The organism is Photobacterium minamisatsumaniensis, from assembly GCF_050336695.1.
GTDB classification, from domain to species: domain Bacteria; phylum Pseudomonadota; class Gammaproteobacteria; order Enterobacterales; family Vibrionaceae; genus Photobacterium; species Photobacterium minamisatsumaniensis.
The window spans coordinates 1-15893 of sequence record NZ_JAKJSI010000058.1; the positions used below are offsets into that span (position 1 = coordinate 1).

The window sequence follows — 15893 nt, forward strand, 5'->3', positions numbered from 1 at the left end:
CTGATATATAAGTGAAAAAATAATATTTAAATGAATTGAATTTTATTAAAAATAATACAGACATAAAACTTGCCAACACTATAGTTAAGTTATCTCGCAAACACGTGCGAGTGATTATAAGAAATAACTGCTCAATAAATATTTGGAGTATGACCATGCGTAAAACAAATATCGCACTATTAATAGCAGTAGTAGCTTCACCTCTAGCGCTAGCAAATTCATATGACCCATATGGTGGTTATGATAATGGTTATGATAATGGTTATGATAGTTATGATAATGGAAACACTATCACAGACTCATTTAATAAAGATCTCGACGCCAGCTTAACAAAAACGTATGACAGCGAATACACAGTAAAAGATTCATACAATTCTGATGATGACAAATTGATAATGTATGATGTAAATAATACAGATAAGCATGAGTACATTGATAATAGTACGCATGATTATAGTCAAGATTGGGATATTAAAATTGAAGACAATTATAATATGGCCACGTCAAATCTTGATGGTATGGTGACATACAGTGAAGTAACCTATGGTGGTGCATGTTGCGACGGTGGTGGTCATTACGGTAGAGGGTACGGTGGTCCATCTGCGCCATCTTCAGTTACTGTAACGCATCTCAATGATATGACAGGCGCTTTTGCTAATGCATCTGGTATCAACTTAGCTGGCCAAAATGCGGGTAATAACTCTTTGCTCCAACAAACAGCTAGCACAAACGCGACGTTAGCAGGTAATTAACACATAACTGAGAGTTGTCGAACAGCTCTCAGGAGGATGTCATGAAATATTTAACACTGATAGCTGCAATGTCGATTTCGCTTAATTGCTTTGCCGCTGATGAGTTGGATATTCTAGCAAATTCTGACTTATTAAATGAGGATGTCATGACTGATACTCGAGGTGGTGAGTATGAGTTGAAAATTGACAATATTCACGCAAGTTCAGAGATGCTTGGCGATGTTGCAGGTAATAGTGCTTATAATAATACAACAGGTAATAACATCATTGATGGTGGAGCTTTAAGTAACTCATCTGGCGTATTTAATATAGTGCAAAACACCGGTAATAATGTGTTGATACAAAATGCAACCGTGGTAAACCTGACATTGAAGTAATTGTTAGTCTATCTAAGCTAGTAATATCTAGCAACCAATAACAATAAACATATATTGGGTTGGTTTCGCAGGGCGTAACAAATATGCTTCTGGTTATATGGTGCTTGTTGTTATGCACATAATAATAAGCACCATAATCAAATGGATGTGTAAATAAAATTACAAAATATTTGGAGTATTATCATGCGTAAAACAAAAATTATGCTGTTAGCAGCAATAATCGCATCACCAATGGCGCTAGCAAATGATTATGGCTACGATTATGACTACGGCTATGGATATGGCGATAGCTATGATGATAGCTACACTATTGATGGCAGTGGTAATAAAGATGCCAAAATTGATATTGAAGTAAGTAATAGTTATAAAAAAACCATAGACTATTCTGGTAATACAGATGATGACTTGCTTGTGATGAAAAACGTAGGTAATACCTATGAAGTAAAAGATGTAGATAATTCGCAATGGGATGCTTCAAAAGATGTTGATATTGATAAAGAGATCAATACATATCTTGCAGAATCAACATTATACGGTACAGTCATGGACACAGCTGTTACGTATGGTGGGGCGTGTTGTAAGAAGGGACAAGGATCAACACTTGAAGTTGACCATGTAAACAGAATGGGTGGTGCATTCCAGTCTGCTTCTGGTATCAACATTGCGGGTCAAAACGTGGGTAATAACTCACTCGTACAACAAACAACAAGTACAAATGCAGCGCTTGTTGGCTCAGGTGGAGCGGTATCACCTATTGGTGGCGGCTCATATTAATAACGAAAAGGGCCGAAAGGCCCTTTATTTGTTTCAAAATTATCAATTCTAATATTTGTGACAGCCAATATTGGTTAATATTAATCGTATTATTGGTTGGTATAAGAGCGGTGAAGAGTATGAAGAAATTATCCATAATGCTCATCAGCCTGTTAACATCGTTGAATGTATCAGCGTTAGATTACTTCCCGAGTAGAGGCGGGTATAACGTTGAAGTTAAAAGTTATCAAGAACAGATGTTTGGTGATGTATATCGTCAGCAATATGATTTTAGTTGTGGTTCAGCCGCTGTCGCGTCACTTTTACAGTTTCACTATAAAATGGAAGCGAAAGAAGAAACCATTTTTGAATATATGTTCAAAAATGGTGACAAGGAAAAAATCGAGCAACAAGGCTTCTCAATGTTAGACATGAAAAACTATTTAGTATCATTAGGGCTTGATGCGAATGGTTATAATATTCCACTCGATAAATTTAAAAAGTTGAGAATACCTGCAATTACTATAGTGAACTTTGATGGGTATATGCACTTTGTTGTCATTAAAGGGATGAATTCCAGTAATATTATTCTTGGTGATCCATCGCGGGGAACCATGATTATGCCAATAAAAGATTTTGAAAATTATTATAAAGGTGCAGTGTTACTTGTAAAAAGTAAAGCTAAGCTTGGCCGTGAAAGCTTTATAACAGCAGATAATTATAATGTATATGCACCATCACCGGTATCAGAGTCTGTTGCGAGAGATTCACTTGCAACATTTAGTATTACATTACCCGGTGCTAATGACTATTAGAGGCTAGTATGAAAAGGTTAACTCGACTATTCATCGCATCTGCGATAGGAAGTACAGCAGTTATTGCTCATGCATCCATTACTTATTTATCGATTGAAGATGTTGGACTGACGTCTTTAACTGAAAGTGAAATGTCCTCTTTACGAGGGGGATTTGTTTCTATTAACGATAATAATATTATTAATATCGGCTTGTCTATTAATACGGCGATTAATGGTGAAACGGTCCTTTCTACCCATATCGCAGACTTTACGATTAATAATGGTATATTAATGAGTCGAGATGGTAGCCAAACCTATGCGACTAATGACCCCTTAAAAGTGATATCAGTCGGTGGTAACAATAGCGTTAAGGGCAATATCAGTGATGATGCCTTTGGCGTTGCTGTTCAGAACTCTCTTGATGGTACACACATTAATACCCAAACTATTCTCGATGTAGAAGCAGATGTGAATAGTTATAACCAACAAACGATATTCAGGGGTCGTTTAGAGAATTCGATACTTTACAATGGTTATTAACCTAATCGCATATATGAAATTATCTTAATTAGTATTTTTTTGTCCTGAGAAGGGGTATTGTTATTAACAATACCCCTTTTCTTTGCTAGTGTTAAAAGTTGACAATAAAAAGTTCAATATATCCTCTCTTAATTACACTACTCCAACCTATTGATATATTTAGTTATTGTATATTTGCGATGCAAAAGTATTATTATTATGTGAATTTTCTTACTTATGAAACGGTGCAAACTATCTGGTTATTGCCTATATTTTTATTACACAATAATAAGATTTACATTGCTAGAAGGTGACTTCGATGGTGGCTCAATGTCAAAATAAATCAATTAATGGTCGTTTAGTTGCAATTGGATGCAGTTATGAACCTTGGATTGCGCTATTAGAACAATCGGGTTGGAAAACACATTGCTGTTACGACCTCCGCACGGCTGATTCAATCTTGGATGAATACAGTCCATGTATATGTGTTGTTGATTTAAGCAATAATGATTTTAGCTTAAATAGCATTTCTTTAAGGGCAAACAAAACAAAGCAAGTTAAGTGGATTGCTATTATCAAAAAAGAACAATTAAAAACTGATGCTATTTGTCAGTTTATTAATAATTTCTGCGTTGATTATTTTACAGTACCTATTCCAGGTAGCCATTTATTAGATACCATTGGCCATCAATTAGGCATGCTTGAGATTGAATCAAGCTCATGGGTAGAAATTACTTCGCAACATGATATGGGCTTATTTGGTGAGTCTAAATCAATTAAGCAGCTTCGTGATATGGTTCGCCGTGTAGCTATGACCGAAGTAAATGTTTTCCTGACGGGTGAAAATGGTACTGGGAAAGAGCTTATTGCCAAATCTATTCATAACTTATCGAAGCGTAAGAATACGGCTTTTATTTCGGTTAATTGCGCTTCGCTAACGCGTGACGATGAAAAAATGGCGTTATTAAATGGCAGTTACCGCAATGAAGATGGTGCATTATTTAATGGTACGTTAATGCTTGATAATGTCGAGGAGCTATCGCGGGAATTACAGGACAATTTACTCGCTTACCTTCAAGTACCAGCAAACGATAGTTTAGAAGAAGAGCCAAGCTGTGATGTCCGAGTTATTACATCTTCAAGTGCCGACCTTGAAGTCGCTGTAGCAAACGGTGAATTTAGTAAAGAATTGTTCTATCGCTTAAACGTGTTCCACATAAAAGTACCTACATTGCGCGAACGAGGGTCTGATATCTTCTTATTAGCAGAAACGTTCTTAACTAAGTTTGCTCGTGAATATAGTACGATGGCATCTTCATTTTCAGAAGACTCAAAGCAGCTGTTACTGCGCTATAGTTGGCCGGGCAATGTTAGAGAGTTGATTAACCAAGTTAAGCGTGCTGCACTGCTAGCTGAAGGCAACGAAGTGAAGGCTGAACATTTTGATTTGCCAAGTAAAGCAAATCTTAAACAAAGCCTTCGCAACATAAAAGATGAAGCTGAAAAAGATGTGTTAGTTGCGGTATTAGAAACTCATCGCGGTCAGGTAGCTTCAGCTGCTAAAGACTTAGGTGTGTCAAGAGCAACAATGTATCGACTGCTAAATAAGCACAACATTGTTCCTGATGTAAGGCATTATAATAATGGTTATGTGAGAGAATAATACCAGCGTGTCATTTAAGTACATTAAATAACAAAAAAGCCCTTTTAAGGGTTTTTTTGTTATTTATGGGAAAGGCAAAATTGCGATAACGAGCGGTTTTCATTTTAACCTTCTAACATGGTAAGCATCGTTTTAATCAGTATCAACGAACTGGCACTGGCTTAGTTTGGTATTACCATTTAGTGATCACATCATTGGTCAGCTCATCTTCGTCATCACTCAAAAATAATTGCTCTGGATTAGTGGCTAAGAGTTCTTCTTCGGTTGGTGCAACAAAGGTGATTTTTTTTAACGTATCCATACTACTTATTCCTTTTCCTTATGGAAGTAGGCCTGAAACGTGATTGTATTAACAGAGCCTACGCTCCTAAGCGCATATCTAAATGTCAGTTGTAGAAGGTAGCATAGTGAAGTTAAATGACTATATGATGAAAGTGAGAGCATGCTCTCACCATTTAGCAATAGCTGGTGGATTAATGTTCGATTATGCGCTGAGCAATTATCGGCTGATCATATAGCGCAAATTTTTACTCGAGGCCATACGTTGTCCCGCCGCATTTTGTAGAGAAAAAATTTGTTTATAGATAGTAAAGTAACGATTGATGTTACCCACATAGGTTATGGGTTCAAGGCCTACTTGTTCACGCACAATGATCTCAACGTTATTAAACCATTGAGTGGGATCGAAGCCTCGCTCTTCTGCGACTTTACGCAAACGGCGAATCCGGTTTGGGCCAGCATTGTAGCTTGCTAATGCAAAATAGAGTTTGTTTAGATCATCTGTTTCATCGTCGTTGATGTAACGTTCACGTATGAAGTCCATATATTTCACCCCAGCGTGGATATTGTTATCGATATTCTGAATGTTACGAATGTTGATATAGGGTTCTCGTGCGGTTTGGGGAAGTACTTGCATTATACCAACAGCACCTGCATGTGAGCGCTTTGACTGGTCAAACTGAGATTCTTGATATGCTTGTGCAGCAATGATTAACCAATTAATACCATACATATTGGCATAACGGATAAAGCGGTCTTCAAGCTGCTTGAATTTTTCAATGTTATTAGGACTAACGACTTTTTTAAACCAGGTTTTACTGTTGAGGTAACGGTTAAAAATGACATTGCCATTCAGAGTTCCGCGACGATTATCTTGAATGAAGCTGTTTATTAGTTCGCCAAGTTCTGGGCTGTCTTTTCGATAACTCCATCCTACACCTGCATTTTTCCTAATTGGGTATTCATAGTTTATTTGTAGGTCATCAGTAACTAAGTCCCAAAATTCTGCTTTATGTGAGTCTAGTACTGTCATTGGGATCAGCCCATCCTGAATCATTTGCAGTAATTCATAGTCTTGAAGCGTTTCTTCTAGAAAGTGGACATACATTGGCTCAAGATCTTTCTGGGTCAATCTTTTGTTAATTTTCCTGATGCTTTGGTAGTAGCTGGAACTGGCTCTAACCCAAACACTTTTTTCGGAGAGGTCGCTGAGTGTCGTAATGGGGGGCTGGGTCGAGTGGGTGATAAAGAGCTCTTGAATGTCTTTAATGATCGGCGTACTGAAGTCGACGACCTTAAGACGACGTTTTGTTATTGTCAGGTTTGCTGCAGCTATATCACCAACACCAGCAACAAGTGCAGGGAGAAGCTGATCACGATGTACTGGAATAATTTGTAAGCGATGGCGTTTTTGTGTTTTCAATAGGACGTGCTTTTCAAACAACAACAGCATCTCTGAAATCATGCCTTTGGGCTGACCCCGATCAAGGTAGTAAAACCCGAGATCAGCGGCGACTAATACACGAATAACTTTCTTTTCAGATAGCACAGGTAAATCACCAGTGTACTTTTCCTTGGGGATGGGTGTTATCTCGAAGGCAGAGCATAGTGATGACAGTCCCAGACCAATAATAAAGGTAGCCAAGCTAACTAGACGCATAGTAAGACTCAATATTGTTGCAATGTTATTGAGTATAGGAGATACCGTTTGCACGCGAATGTATAGGTAATAGCATTAAAGCCAGCATAGGTATTTTAGTTCATTTTTAGTCCTGTCAATAGGTTCGTTCTTTTTCGGATTAAGAGAATAAAATCAAGTAATTTTTTTGTGTTTTCTTAGATTCGTGAGCAATAAAATAGTTGACAAAAACGGTACGTTTCACGTGATTTTTTCATTTTTGAGAGTTAGCCGAAAACATCGGTTGTAACCTGTACTCTCTTGGTGAAATACTGATTTAGATCAATGTTTCCTTTCCTGAATTCTCGCTTAATACACCACATCTTGTACCAGCCCCATTACTAAGCCCTATATTTAGTGGTTTAGTGACAGCGTCATTTTTTAGGAGCTTTGTGTGAACCCTGTTGTGATCAAGCGTGATGGATGCCAAGTACCGTTTAATACCAAGCGTATTAAAGAAGCGGTTCTCAGTGCTGCCGAGTCATTGGAATCAATGGATGCAGTGTATGCTGAGTCTGTTGCTGAGAAAGTACTTTCTCAGTTTGAAAACCAAACTCAGGTGGATATCCATGCGATTCAGGATGCTGTTGAAAATCATCTAATGAATGGGCCACACAAAGAGGTTGCACGTGCGTATATTGAGTATCGTCATGATCGTGATATCGTGCGTGAGAAGGCAAGTACTTTAAGTGCTGAAATTACGGGCCTTGTTGAGCAAAGCAATGCTTCTTTGCTAAACGAGAATGCCAATAAAGATAGTAAGGTTATCCCGACCCAGCGTGACTTGCTGGCTGGTATCGTTAGTAAGCATTACGCAAAGAATCACATGCTACCTCGTGAGATTGTCCACGCTCACGAAAGTGGTCAGATTCACTATCATGACCTGGACTATTCGCCATTCTTTCCTATGTTCAACTGTATGATTGTTGACTTGGAAAACATGCTAACGAATGGTTTCCGTATGGGCAATGCAGAAATCGATACGCCGAAGTCCATTCAAACAGCAACGGCTGTAACTGCACAGATTGTTGCACAGGTCGCGAGCCATACATATGGTGGCACCACTTTGAATCGCCTAGATGAAGTTCTAGCCCCTTATGTTACTGCTAGTCACCGAAAGCATCTTGCGACAGCTCAAGAATGGGAAGTGCCAAACCCAGAAGCATATGCTAATAAATTGACTGAAAAAGAAGTGTATGACGCCTTTCAGTCTCTTGAATATGAGATCAATACACTTTTCAGTTCTAACGGGCAGACTCCATTCCTTAGTATCGGTCTTGGTTTAGGCACCTCATGGGAATCTAAGTTAATTCAAAAGTCTATTTTCGAAAATAGAATTAAAGGGCTGGGTAAGAATAAGAAAACAGCTGTTTTCCCTAAATTATTATTTGCCATCCGCGATGGTGTTAATCATAAGCCTTCAGACCCAAACTACGATATAAAGCAATTGGCGCTAGAATGTGCGTCTAAACGTATGTACCCGGATATCCTCAATTACGATAAAGTTGTGGAAGTGACAGGTTCATTCAAAGCCCCAATGGGCTGTCGTAGCTTCCTTGGTAAGTGGACTGATGAAAATGGTAAAGAAGTTCATGAAGGTCGTAATAACCTTGGTGTCGTAAGTTTGAACTTGCCGCGGATTGCGATTGAAGCCAATGGTGATGAAGATAAGTTCTTCCAGATCCTTGATGAACGTACGGCGCTAGTTAAGCAGGCTCTAGATACTCGTATTGACCGTTTACGTGGCGTTAAGGCACGTGTAGCACCGATTCTGTACACAGAAGGTGCGCTAGGTGTACGTTTAAAACCGGATGATGAAGTACTCGATATATTCAAAAATGGTCGTGCATCGATTTCCATGGGGTATATCGGTATTCACGAAACGATCAATGCGCTTTATGCTGAAGGCGGTGAGCACATTTATGACAGCGAAGTATTGCGTCAAAAAGGTATAGCGATTGTTAAGCGCCTAAAAGATGCAGTTGATAGCTGGAAGGAAGAGTCTGGATGGGGTTATAGCCTTTATAGCACGCCATCTGAGAACCTTTGCACTCGCTTTTGCTCGCTGGATACGAAAGAGTTTGGTGTTATTGATCATGTCACTGAAAAAGGTTACTACACCAACAGCTTCCACTTAGATGTGGAAAAGAGCGTTAACCCGTACGATAAAATCGACTTTGAAATGCCGTACCCAGAGTTAGCCAGCGGTGGTTTCATTTGTTACGGTGAATACCCAAACATGCAGCGTAATATTGAAGCGCTTGAGAATGTATGGGACTACTCATATTCTCGTGTTCCTTATTACGGCACAAATACACCGATTGATGAGTGTTACGAATGTGGTTTTACCGGTGAGTTTGATTGTACAAGTAAAGGCTTTACTTGCCCTAAATGTGGTAACCATGACCCTAAAAAAGTATCTGTAACACGTCGTGTATGTGGCTACCTAGGCTCTCCGGATTCACGCCCGTTTAACAGTGGTAAGCAGGAAGAAGTCATTCGCCGCGTAAAACACATGTAACAGCAGATTAACGATCAACTCTCGCTATACTTAAAGCGTTGTATAGCGAAGAGGGCTCTCTCTACATTTATTCTTAAAGTGCCTTTTTGGGCACTTTTTCTTTTGGTAACGTTATGAACTATCACAATTATTACTCGGTTGATGTCGTCAATGGCCCAGGAACGCGCTGTACGCTATTCGTTTCAGGCTGTGAGCACCAATGCCGTGGTTGTTATAATCAAAGCACATGGCGAACAGATGCTGGCCATGCTTATACTCAAGCGGTGGAAGATGCAATAATTGCAGATTTAAATGATAGCCGAATTAAGCGCCGTGGCTTATCGTTATCTGGTGGTGATCCACTTCATCCAGCAAATATATCAAGCGTGCTTCACTTGGTTAAGCGTGTACGACAAGAGTGCCAAGGCAAAGACATTTGGTTATGGTCAGGCTATCGCTTGGAAGAACTATCGCCAGAGCAACGTGCCATCATAGATTTAGTAGATGTGCTTGTTGATGGGAAGTTCGAAAAGGAATTACATGATCCTTCACTTGTTTGGAAGGGAAGTAGTAATCAAGTTATTCACTACCTAAAATGATTTGATCGCAAAGTGTTGCTTTTGTGTGAAAAACACGCACTAAAGGGTGAGTTATCCACTGTTTCTGTGTATAACTCTGGGAAAAGCAGGTGTATGAATACTCACGGTCTTAGGCTGTGGCTACCATTCAATATTGTTGCTATTAATTAGGATAGTAGTTAAATAGTCTAGATTTATTGAATAAGCCTATTTTATTCGCTTGTTCAATGATATTGATCGTGATAATTAATTATAACCTAATTATTGAATTATGTTTTCTATTTGATGCTTAAACATTGAAAATTAAATATTATGTGGGTTAGTTAAGAGGTGATGTTTAAATACAAAAATGTAATTTAATTTGTTATGATGCTAAAAAAGGCAGGATACTTCCTTTTAGGCGTAAAGATATTATTCATATACATTTTAAAGTTTGGGCTGCGTATTTTGGCAAGTTTTTTATCGAGGCTTTCTTCAAATTCTTATTTAATCGCAGTCAGTAATGTTTTCATTATGGCATTGCCTGTGTCATTGATCGCAACATTCTGTAATTTAATTGCATTTCTTGCTGAAGAAAGCGGGCACACAAGTATTAGCTTAACCGTTGGCTATGTCGGCCAGATGACAGGTCATATTTTCCCTATTTTGCTTAATATATATCTTGCTACATACGTCTCTTCTATACGACGCTTACCTAAAGCGGCATCAATATCTTGTTCACTGGCGGTCTTTTTTATCGCATCTCAGCAGTGGGGGTTAATCTCACCCGTTATTCCCTTACCGAATAACTTTGCTATTTCATTGCTATCGGCCTACGTGACTTGTATTTTGATTGATAAAATACAGAAACTCAGATGTTTCTCTTTTTCAGACTATTCCAATGCAGTCGATAATTCTGCAAAGATGATTATGATTTGTATACTTGCATTAGGCGGTGTGCTTTCTTTTTTCTTTCTTATCGAATTAATATTTAGTCGATATTTTATTCAGTTTATTTATCTGCCTGAACTTGATCCAACGTCATTTTATGATGGTCTGCTCTATGAATTTATCCGTGGTTTATTATGGAGTATTGGTATAAATGGACATAATGTTTTACATATGTTCAAGACTGAACTTTACGATATCACGATTTCAAATATGGCTGATTGGAATAACTTTGGTACGGATTTAAATATTATCAGTACCAATTTTTATGATTTCTTTACAGGGATGGGAGGGAGCGGGAACACATTAAGCTTAGTGCTGTGCATACTGTTATTTTCAAAAAATAAAAGCTATCGTATTCTTGCTAAGACTGTTCTCATTTTAAGTATTTTTAATATTAATGAGCCTGTACTATATGGTGTACCGATTATTTTTAACCCCATTATGATTGTCCCTTTCTTGCTTGTTCCCATGCTGAGCTTCGTATTGGCCTATGGTGCTATATATATAGGTATTATACCGCCGTTGAGTGTTGTCCAAAGCTGGATTGTGCCTCCGGTGATCAGTGGCTATTTAGCAACAGGGGGAGGAATTGTGACCCCACTGTTTCAAATCGCACTTATCTTGTTAGGAATTGCGGCTTACTATCCTTTTTTTAAGCTTATGGATAGACGCTCTAGTGGGCTAGATTTATCATCCATATTCAATAATCGTTTTTTTAATGACGACGAGATAGCAACACGATCTCGACTCACAAGTTTTATACCGTCATTACAAAGCAACCTTGATGCACAAAAAGAAGTGGAATCATTGCAATCTAATGGTACTTTTTTGTTGCACTATCAACCTCAGATCGATATTAAAACGCAAGACGTCACTGGACTAGAAGTGCTGATTCGATATCGCACAAAAGGTGGGAAGATCAAGCCGCCCTATTTTTTACCCTCATTTTCTCAACTTGGTTTAATGCCAGAACTTGATTTCTGGGTGCTTGAAAATGCCGTAAAAGAATCTGAGCCCTATGCGGGAAGCCCCGGCTTCTGTCTCTCTGTGAATGTGTCACCAGAAACGGTATTGACCAATGGATTCGTTAAATCATTGAGGCAGACGATCGCTCAAAGTGCATTAGAGTTTCATCAGATTGAAATTGAAATTACTGAAGAATTGCTAATTAAAGATGAAGTAAAGACAGCAAAGATCATTACGCAGCTTCAGACCCTCGGTATATCTGTAGCATTAGATGACTTTGGGACTGGTTATTCATCTTTGGCTTATTTATCTCGATTTGATTTTGATAAAATTAAGATAGATCGTTCGTTAGTGCTGAACCTTGATACAGAGCGAGGAAAGAGTCTATTTGGTGTTGTTGTACAGCTAGGTCGAATTGCGAAAGCTAAAATAGTGGTAGAGGGTATCGAAACCCAAAAAGATTTAGCTTTCATTGCTGAAATAGGTGTCCGCTATGTGCAAGGGTATTATTACTATAAACCGATGCCATTAGCAGAGCTTGAAGCGGGTGGGGTACTTTCATCTTCAGAAAAGAGGGTTTCATCTGAAGGCGAACTAGGGTAAATTCCCTTCCTTATTTTTGCTGTAGGAGGCGTTATGTCACGCACCATTATTTATACATATAAAATGCAAGAGAAAACACTGACGTTTTCCTATTCTCAACACCGCTCTATCCATGAGGCGGTTGCAGCAGCAGAAGGTATTGATTTAACGCAGTACTTTCAAATGGAACAGCAAGTTGAAGCCGTATCGTCTGGTAGTAAAGCGGTACGTGATTTCCGAGATAGCCACTTCCGTAAATTAGGGTTTGGTAAAATCACCTTAGCGAAAAAAGAAAATCGCGGTGTTGGCCACAAATAAAACTATTGCCCTGCCTCGTGGCAGGGTTTTTTATTGCGTTTTTTCCACCCTAAATAAATACAGTACCCTGCAATAGCTGCCAGTAAATGTTTTATGCTGTGTCCACTTATTGTCTCGCCGAGTAGTTGATAAATTTCCTCGTCATTAGATTCCACGCATTTCGCCAGTACATACCAACCTAAAGCGTATAGATAAAACCGTGAATGACTATAACGGGATGGATAAAGCAAAATGATAAGGGGTATATGAATGATAGGCAGTACTTGCACCAGCACATAGGCCGCCATGTTTCCTCTACCCGTGCTGACATCGGTCATGTACCAGTAAATAACCGATATGATCCCGTAGGCGAGCAGTAAAGGGAATATTCTCTTGCCCAGTTCTTGAGAAATACATTCAGCGATCACAATACAATAGAGACAGATAAAGCCGATAGTTATGGGGATACGGTCGAGCATTAATGTGAACGCATTTGGCGAGAAGTGATAGGAAGACGACCCCGCAAATGCAGCAATTAGGCTAAGAAAAAAAAGCTGATAGGCAATACTATGACTAGGAATGTGCTTGATACGTCTGACGGTGTGATGAAGCCCTAAAATGCCAATCAATAAAAAACCACTATTAGAGATAACATTCCAAAAGTGAGGAATAGCTAGAATTACCCGCTGGTCGGCATAATGATAAAAATTCCTGCTTTGGTGTATTGGCGAAAAAAAGAATGCAAGTCCAGCAAGGGCTATCGCAATAGCGACTAGCAACCCATATCGCCAATCAAAGGTATTACGGCGCATGTTATTGTTGTAATTGTCGCTTGGCATTTTAGCTCTCTGTTTGGCATTCCTCTTTCATTATAGCGATTCCTTCGTTAAAACATGCTCGCCATGCTTGTTTTACTTGATCGTTAAACAAGGGGTCGCATAAGCTAACGGCATTTATCAGGCAATCGAACCATATATCAAAGTCGATGGGGTGAACGTTAATCCCTTCTGGACCATGCCGGCGGCCATACATACGTATAGTCTCCCGTGCTGACTCCGAAGTTGATGCAAGTAGGATCATCACAATAGAAACTTTAATCATCCTGATTTGATTAACCATATCGACACCTTCAAACATCTGCCGAAATTTTTGATCTTTTTTGAAAAAATTGTCGTAGAAAATATCAAAAAAGTCATCGTGTTTCTGGCAGCGTTCATAACTGTCATTGAATTTTTCATGGAAGTCCATTTCATCTCCAATTTATTGTACTCAAACAAGTTTCCTGATGAGCAGGATGATTAATCAACAATAAAAGTATGGCCTTTTAGATAGAAAAGACAACCATGATGATAAGAAATGTGAGATGAAATGATGATAATGCACCCTGAAAAAGAGTGCATTATTTTAAAAAGAAAACGAAGGGAGGGTTATGATACCGATAGCTGCTTCTGGCGAAATAGGCTTGCAATAGCCTCAATGCTGCAAAGTATTAGACCAAACCAAATAAAGCCAAAACTAACCGCTTTTACCTCATCAAATATTTCACCAAATAAGAACACAGCCAATAAAAACTGCAGTGTAGGTTCAATATACTGCATTAGGCCAACCATGGTTAAACTGGTTCGGTTAATGGCAAGTGCGAAGAAGATGAGTGGTGCAAGAGTAATAGGCGCAGAGCCGATATAGAGCAGTAATGTTGTTATGTCTTCCGATACAACCGTACTCGTCCCCGACAAACTGGAGATAGCAAAGTAAATAAGCGCAAACGGCATTAAAATAATTGCTTCAAGTGTTACAGATGTGAGCGCATCGTATTTAATGAACTTCTTACACAGCCCATAAAATGCAAAAAAACTGCCCATGATTAAAGCGACCCATGGTAGTTCACCATAATGCCAAACTTGATAGGCAATACCGATAACCCCTAAAACAGAGGCAGCACGTTGCGCCGGAGAAAGTCGCTCTTTCAGAAATATAACGGCAAGCGCAATCGCAAAGAGTGGGTTGATAAAGAAACCGAGGCTGGCTTCTAATACTTTCCCTTGCGTCATCGCCCAAGTAAATGCATACCAAGAAACACACATGATTAAGCCAGCTAAAGCCGACATGAATAGTGAGCGTTTATCTTGCCACAGCGTTGCAAGTGTAGGTATAGGCCGTCTAAGTAATAGCATAATGAATAACATAAACGGTACAGAAAATATTATCCGCAACGACAATAAATCATTGATATCTGCCTGAGGTAAAAACTGGTAGTAAAGTGGCAAAATGCCCCAAAGTACAAAAGAAAACGCGGCCAATGCATTTCCGGCACGATGACTTTGCATATCGAGCAACCTAGAAAAATGAGAGAGTAAGAGAGTATTTTCTCATTAAATAGGTTGTGAAGATAGATGCGCATAAGTAATAAATTACACGTTCAAAAAAGTAATGAAGGAGAGGGTACTATTTTTTCATGGCGATAATGGTATGCACTAGCCACAAACGCTTTTTCCCCGTGAGATGGGCTGAATATTCTTGCTTTTTCTTCCACGAAATGATGTAAAAACCACTTAGTAGGTGTTCAATCTCACGTTGGCTGTGGGTGAGGATAGGGAGTTGCTCATTCTCTTGCAAGGTTTCACTGCCTAAAAAGTGACCGCAAAAAATACCGTCTACAGATAAGCTATCTTGAATGTTCTCCCAAAGTATATTGAAATCTGTTTCGGTACTGAAAAAAAGGCAGGCACTGGCATTAATTAGATGAGCCCGAGGAAACTCAAAGTCAGCAAAGCTACTAATTTGAATGTTGAGGTTTGGATTGTCGCTGGTGAGTGGATGTGCAGAAAGTGCCTCCAATCGAGGTATATCATTGTCAAATGCATAAACATCATAGCCATTCTCTAACAAATACAAGGTATCTCGCCCTGCACCGCAAGCGCAATCTACAGCTACTTTCTTGTTGGCGTTACTTCCTAAGAACTCAATAGCTTCAACCAAATGCGATCTTGGTATCAGTATGGTTTGATTATTTAAGTTAGCGAGCCAATCAATGGTTGCCATGCAGATACCCTCTTAGTTACTTAAACGGCTTGAATAAAAGAGAAATTAAGTGTGGTAACCGTTATCTGTGTGTAAGTATAGCCGTCTTATCAATATTTAATTTTAGACTGAAGTATAAATATCTCGAGGAAACCGCTATGGAGCCTTCAATTGAGGCCGCAGGGCATTCACGCCTGACTGT

Annotated in this window: 16 protein-coding genes; 10 read left to right on the plus strand and 6 right to left on the minus strand. The window is 39.0% G+C overall.

What is annotated here, in order from left to right:
• The first annotated feature begins 155 nt into the window (after nucleotides 1-155).
• The 6 genes from L4D78_RS25315 (at nucleotide 156) to L4D78_RS25340 (ending at nucleotide 4860) form a co-directional block, all read left to right on the plus strand.
• Nucleotides 156-752 (plus strand): hypothetical protein, encoded by a 597-nt coding sequence (locus tag L4D78_RS25315; protein WP_428469498.1) that lies wholly within the window; start codon nucleotides 156-158, stop codon nucleotides 750-752.
• A 41-nt stretch (nucleotides 753-793) separates the two neighbouring features.
• Nucleotides 794-1129, plus strand: coding sequence for a carbon storage regulator (locus L4D78_RS25320; protein ID WP_428469499.1), 336 nt, complete (start codon nucleotides 794-796; stop codon nucleotides 1127-1129).
• A 183-nt stretch (nucleotides 1130-1312) separates the two neighbouring features.
• Nucleotides 1313-1903, plus strand: a complete 591-nt coding sequence (locus L4D78_RS25325; protein WP_428469500.1) for a hypothetical protein — start codon at nucleotides 1313-1315, stop codon at nucleotides 1901-1903.
• Between the two features lie 119 nt (nucleotides 1904-2022).
• Complete coding sequence (locus tag L4D78_RS25330) at nucleotides 2023-2697, plus strand: C39 family peptidase (RefSeq protein WP_428469501.1); 675 nt, start codon at nucleotides 2023-2025, stop codon at nucleotides 2695-2697.
• A gap of 8 nt (nucleotides 2698-2705) precedes the next feature.
• Nucleotides 2706-3218: a hypothetical protein gene (locus tag L4D78_RS25335; protein ID WP_428469502.1), complete on the plus strand. Its 513-nt coding sequence runs from the start codon at nucleotides 2706-2708 to the stop codon at nucleotides 3216-3218.
• A gap of 298 nt (nucleotides 3219-3516) precedes the next feature.
• Nucleotides 3517-4860, plus strand: a complete 1344-nt coding sequence (locus tag L4D78_RS25340; protein WP_428469503.1) for a sigma-54-dependent transcriptional regulator — start codon at nucleotides 3517-3519, stop codon at nucleotides 4858-4860.
• Nucleotides 4861-5032: 172 nt separating this feature from the next.
• Here L4D78_RS25340 and L4D78_RS25345 read toward each other — a convergent pair whose 3' ends face one another.
• On the minus strand, nucleotides 5033-5161 hold the full coding sequence (locus tag L4D78_RS25345; RefSeq protein WP_428469504.1) for a hypothetical protein: 129 nt from the start codon (nucleotides 5159-5161) through the stop codon (nucleotides 5033-5035).
• A 198-nt stretch (nucleotides 5162-5359) separates the two neighbouring features.
• On the minus strand, nucleotides 5360-6799 hold the full coding sequence (locus L4D78_RS25350) for an MltF family protein (RefSeq protein ID WP_428469505.1): 1440 nt from the start codon (nucleotides 6797-6799) through the stop codon (nucleotides 5360-5362).
• A 412-nt stretch (nucleotides 6800-7211) separates the two neighbouring features.
• Between L4D78_RS25350 and nrdD the strand changes: the two genes are divergently transcribed.
• From nrdD to L4D78_RS25370, 4 genes are all read left to right on the plus strand, one after another.
• Nucleotides 7212-9338: an anaerobic ribonucleoside-triphosphate reductase gene (gene nrdD, locus L4D78_RS25355; RefSeq protein WP_428469506.1), complete on the plus strand. Its 2127-nt coding sequence runs from the start codon at nucleotides 7212-7214 to the stop codon at nucleotides 9336-9338.
• Nucleotides 9339-9451: 113 nt separating this feature from the next.
• Nucleotides 9452-9916: an anaerobic ribonucleoside-triphosphate reductase-activating protein gene (gene nrdG, locus L4D78_RS25360; protein WP_428469507.1), complete on the plus strand. Its 465-nt coding sequence runs from the start codon at nucleotides 9452-9454 to the stop codon at nucleotides 9914-9916.
• 492 nt (nucleotides 9917-10408) lie between these two features.
• Complete coding sequence (locus L4D78_RS25365; RefSeq protein WP_428469508.1) at nucleotides 10409-12394, plus strand: EAL domain-containing protein; 1986 nt, start codon at nucleotides 10409-10411, stop codon at nucleotides 12392-12394.
• Nucleotides 12395-12427: 33 nt separating this feature from the next.
• Nucleotides 12428-12691 carry a DUF2960 domain-containing protein gene (locus L4D78_RS25370; protein WP_428458992.1) on the plus strand — a complete coding sequence of 88 codons (264 nt, stop codon included), beginning with the start codon at nucleotides 12428-12430 and terminating at the stop codon, nucleotides 12689-12691.
• Nucleotides 12692-12693: 2 nt separating this feature from the next.
• Here the strand turns inward: L4D78_RS25370 and L4D78_RS25375 are convergent, their stop codons facing one another.
• From L4D78_RS25375 to L4D78_RS25390, 4 genes are all read right to left on the minus strand, one after another.
• A complete protein-coding gene (locus L4D78_RS25375; protein ID WP_428469509.1) occupies nucleotides 12694-13509 on the minus strand; it encodes a ceramidase domain-containing protein in 816 nt (271 codons plus the stop codon).
• A 1-nt stretch (nucleotide 13510) separates the two neighbouring features.
• Nucleotides 13511-13918 carry a globin gene (locus L4D78_RS25380; RefSeq protein ID WP_428469510.1) on the minus strand — a complete coding sequence of 136 codons (408 nt, stop codon included), beginning with the start codon at nucleotides 13916-13918 and terminating at the stop codon, nucleotides 13511-13513.
• Nucleotides 13919-14097: 179 nt separating this feature from the next.
• Entirely contained in the window at nucleotides 14098-14997 is a 900-nt protein-coding gene (rarD, locus tag L4D78_RS25385) for an EamA family transporter RarD (protein ID WP_428469511.1), read from the minus strand.
• A gap of 118 nt (nucleotides 14998-15115) precedes the next feature.
• The gene (locus tag L4D78_RS25390) at nucleotides 15116-15712 is read right to left on the minus strand and encodes a class I SAM-dependent methyltransferase (protein WP_428469512.1); all 597 of its coding nucleotides are present in this window, start codon (nucleotides 15710-15712) and stop codon (nucleotides 15116-15118) included.
• Nucleotides 15713-15893: the final 181 nt, after the last annotated feature.

Coding starts and splice junctions, on each gene's coding strand:
- L4D78_RS25350 (WP_428469505.1), bottom strand. CDS start 6,799: ATGCGTCTAGTTAGCTTGGCTACCTTTATTATTGGTCTGGGACTGTCA.
- L4D78_RS25380 (WP_428469510.1), bottom strand. CDS start 13,918: ATGGACTTCCATGAAAAATTCAATGACAGTTATGAACGCTGCCAGAAA.
- L4D78_RS25330 (WP_428469501.1), top strand. CDS start 2,023: ATGAAGAAATTATCCATAATGCTCATCAGCCTGTTAACATCGTTGAAT.
- L4D78_RS25315 (WP_428469498.1), top strand. CDS start 156: ATGCGTAAAACAAATATCGCACTATTAATAGCAGTAGTAGCTTCACCT.
- L4D78_RS25325 (WP_428469500.1), top strand. CDS start 1,313: ATGCGTAAAACAAAAATTATGCTGTTAGCAGCAATAATCGCATCACCA.
- L4D78_RS25365 (WP_428469508.1), top strand. CDS start 10,409: ATGGCATTGCCTGTGTCATTGATCGCAACATTCTGTAATTTAATTGCA.
- rarD (WP_428469511.1), bottom strand. CDS start 14,997: ATGCAAAGTCATCGTGCCGGAAATGCATTGGCCGCGTTTTCTTTTGTA.
- L4D78_RS25370 (WP_428458992.1), top strand. CDS start 12,428: ATGTCACGCACCATTATTTATACATATAAAATGCAAGAGAAAACACTG.
- L4D78_RS25320 (WP_428469499.1), top strand. CDS start 794: ATGAAATATTTAACACTGATAGCTGCAATGTCGATTTCGCTTAATTGC.
- L4D78_RS25335 (WP_428469502.1), top strand. CDS start 2,706: ATGAAAAGGTTAACTCGACTATTCATCGCATCTGCGATAGGAAGTACA.
- nrdG (WP_428469507.1), top strand. CDS start 9,452: ATGAACTATCACAATTATTACTCGGTTGATGTCGTCAATGGCCCAGGA.
- L4D78_RS25340 (WP_428469503.1), top strand. CDS start 3,517: ATGGTGGCTCAATGTCAAAATAAATCAATTAATGGTCGTTTAGTTGCA.
- L4D78_RS25375 (WP_428469509.1), bottom strand. CDS start 13,509: ATGCCAAGCGACAATTACAACAATAACATGCGCCGTAATACCTTTGAT.
- L4D78_RS25345 (WP_428469504.1), bottom strand. CDS start 5,161: ATGGATACGTTAAAAAAAATCACCTTTGTTGCACCAACCGAAGAAGAA.
- L4D78_RS25390 (WP_428469512.1), bottom strand. CDS start 15,712: ATGGCAACCATTGATTGGCTCGCTAACTTAAATAATCAAACCATACTG.